This is a genomic window from Acutalibacter sp. 1XD8-36, from assembly GCF_009917525.1.
GTDB lineage: Bacteria > Bacillota > Clostridia > Oscillospirales > Acutalibacteraceae > Acutalibacter.
This window is the reverse complement of record NZ_QZDU01000046.1, coordinates 1-1,808: the sequence shown is the minus strand read 5'-3', so window position 1 is coordinate 1,808 and position 1,808 is coordinate 1. Positions and strand designations below refer to the sequence as shown.

Annotated in this window: 4 protein-coding genes; all 4 read left to right on the top strand. The window is 49.7% G+C overall.

Going from position 1 to position 1,808, the window contains the following annotated elements; genetic code table 11:
- Nucleotides 1–84: 84 nt before the first annotated feature.
- The 4 genes from D5270_RS16400 to D5270_RS16385 are packed head-to-tail and all read left to right on the top strand — an operon-like array spanning nucleotide 85 to nucleotide 1,724.
- Nucleotides 85–342 (top strand): hypothetical protein, encoded by a 258-nt coding sequence (locus D5270_RS16400; protein ID WP_166545084.1) that lies wholly within the window; start codon nucleotides 85–87, stop codon nucleotides 340–342.
- Nucleotides 281–1,045, top strand: coding sequence for a peptidoglycan recognition protein family protein (locus D5270_RS16395; protein WP_207709423.1), 765 nt, complete (start codon nucleotides 281–283; stop codon nucleotides 1,043–1,045). The genes D5270_RS16400 and D5270_RS16395 overlap by 62 nt, the downstream gene beginning before the upstream one ends.
- A complete protein-coding gene (locus tag D5270_RS16390) occupies nucleotides 1,032–1,526 on the top strand; it encodes a polymer-forming cytoskeletal protein (RefSeq protein WP_166545083.1) in 495 nt (164 codons plus the stop codon). The genes D5270_RS16395 and D5270_RS16390 overlap by 14 nt, the downstream gene beginning before the upstream one ends.
- A 3-nt stretch (nucleotides 1,527–1,529) precedes the next feature.
- Nucleotides 1,530–1,724: a hypothetical protein gene (locus tag D5270_RS16385; RefSeq protein ID WP_166545082.1), complete on the top strand. Its 195-nt coding sequence runs from the start codon at nucleotides 1,530–1,532 to the stop codon at nucleotides 1,722–1,724.
- Nucleotides 1,725–1,808 lie beyond the last annotated feature (84 nt).

The window sequence follows — 1,808 nt, the reverse complement described above, 5'->3', positions numbered from 1 at the left end:
TCGGGAGTGAACTGGGCAACCTGGTGTATCGTGTCATAGGACAATCCGCAAAAACAATAAGCATTAAGAAAGGAGGAATGGTACATGGCAATGTTTGACCCAATCTACGTGACGGAAGTAATAAATGACATTCTGAGCCGCCGAGGCCTGCAGATGGTGCTCACCCCGAAAACTGCCTTGGAAGGCGGTGAAATAGGAAAGACACCATCGACCGTATCAGTTCTTCCTACTGGTCAGTTAAAGGATGCTGGAGAACATCAAAAGGAAAGGAACTTACAAAATGGTGCCAATAGTAAAACAGCTCTGCCCGCCGGAGCGCTACAAAATAAAATGCCCATATAGCCGCACGCCGGACCGCATTGTGGTGCATAACACAGGTAACTGTGTCCCGGCGAAAAATGAAGTCACTTATATGATAAACCGGCCTGAGGTGATTTCATTTCATGTAGCTGTTGACGACGAGGAGATACGCCAGGCAATTCCATTTGAGCGCAACGCCTGGGCAAGCGGCGATGGTCGGGGAGAAGGGAATATGTATGGTATACATATTGAGATATGTTATTCGCAATATATAGAAAAAAATACATCGTTAATGGTGGGGCAGATATATGAAAAGTTTGCAGTAGCCGAGGAAAACGCCGCCGAGTACATCGCCAGTCTGCTCAAGGAGTACGGCTGGGGTCTGGACAAGGTGACAAAGCACCAGGACTACGACGGCAAATACTGTCCCCACCGGACCCTCAACCTGGGTTGGGAGAGGTTTCTGAAGATGGTCGAAAAATATTATAAGGAGGCTGACGACATGACAGCAGAAGAAGTAAAGGAAATTATCAAACAGGAAAACGAGAAGATAAACCCCACCTACAACACCCTGGAGGAGGTGCCCAGCTATTGGCGGGAAGATATCCGCGCTATGATGGAGCAGGGCATCATTGCAGGCACCGGAAACGGCAGGCTGGGGCTCACCAAGAGCGAGGCTAAGAATGCCGTGATTACATGGCGGTCAAACAGGAAACTGATGGAGGCGCTAAATGAAAAAGTATGAGTTGACAGATGAAAAGAAACAGATTGCCGGCCGCACACTTTTCCGTATCCGCGCTCTAAAAGATTTTCTTGATGTCAAAGCCGGAGACCTGGGCGGGTGGATAGAGAGTGAAAACAATTTAAGTCATAGCAGCTATTCCTGGGTCTACAACAATGCCATGGTCTACGGCAATGCCATGGTCTCCGACAATGCCCGGGTCTTCGGCAATGCCCGGGTCTTCGGCAATGCCCGGGTCTCCGACAATGCCCAGGTCTCCGGCAATGCCCGGGTCTCCGGCGGTGCCTGTGTCTTCGACAATGCCCGGGTCTCCGGCGATGCCCGGGTCTCCGGCAATGCCTGGATTTATGGACGAGGTGAATCTGTAGATGAATTTGCCGAGGCCGTAAGGAACAGGCATGGCGGCAATAAATTTGCAAAGCAGTATGAGCTTGCTATAGAGCTTGCAAAAGCCAGCATAGAGACGCGGAAGGAGGGTGAATAAGCCATGGACCTGCTACGGCTGATAATCCTTGGTCTATACATAACAATGCTGTTTTTCCTAACCTGGTACTTGGTGGAGAAATGCTTCGCTGCCTATGACGCCAGGAAGCTCAAGGCCAAGCGGCGGGTGGAGTTCCAGAAGGCATGGCGTGCAAGCACGTCGTATGGGGATGAGTTAGACAATATTATATCTAAGTAGGAAGGTTGTCAAATTATGAAAACCGTGACATTAGAGGAGTTCAAAAAGTTCAAACCATGCTGGCTGGAAACAGCAGAAGGCAGA

What these genes read in the sequence shown, in the direction of transcription:
- D5270_RS16400 (WP_166545084.1), top strand. Translation starts at nt 85, where the DNA reads ATGGCAATGTTTGACCCAATCTACGTGACGGAAGTAATAAATGACATT.
- D5270_RS16395 (WP_207709423.1), top strand. Translation starts at nt 281, where the DNA reads ATGGTGCCAATAGTAAAACAGCTCTGCCCGCCGGAGCGCTACAAAATA.
- D5270_RS16390 (WP_166545083.1), top strand. Translation starts at nt 1,032, where the DNA reads ATGAAAAAGTATGAGTTGACAGATGAAAAGAAACAGATTGCCGGCCGC.
- D5270_RS16385 (WP_166545082.1), top strand. Translation starts at nt 1,530, where the DNA reads ATGGACCTGCTACGGCTGATAATCCTTGGTCTATACATAACAATGCTG.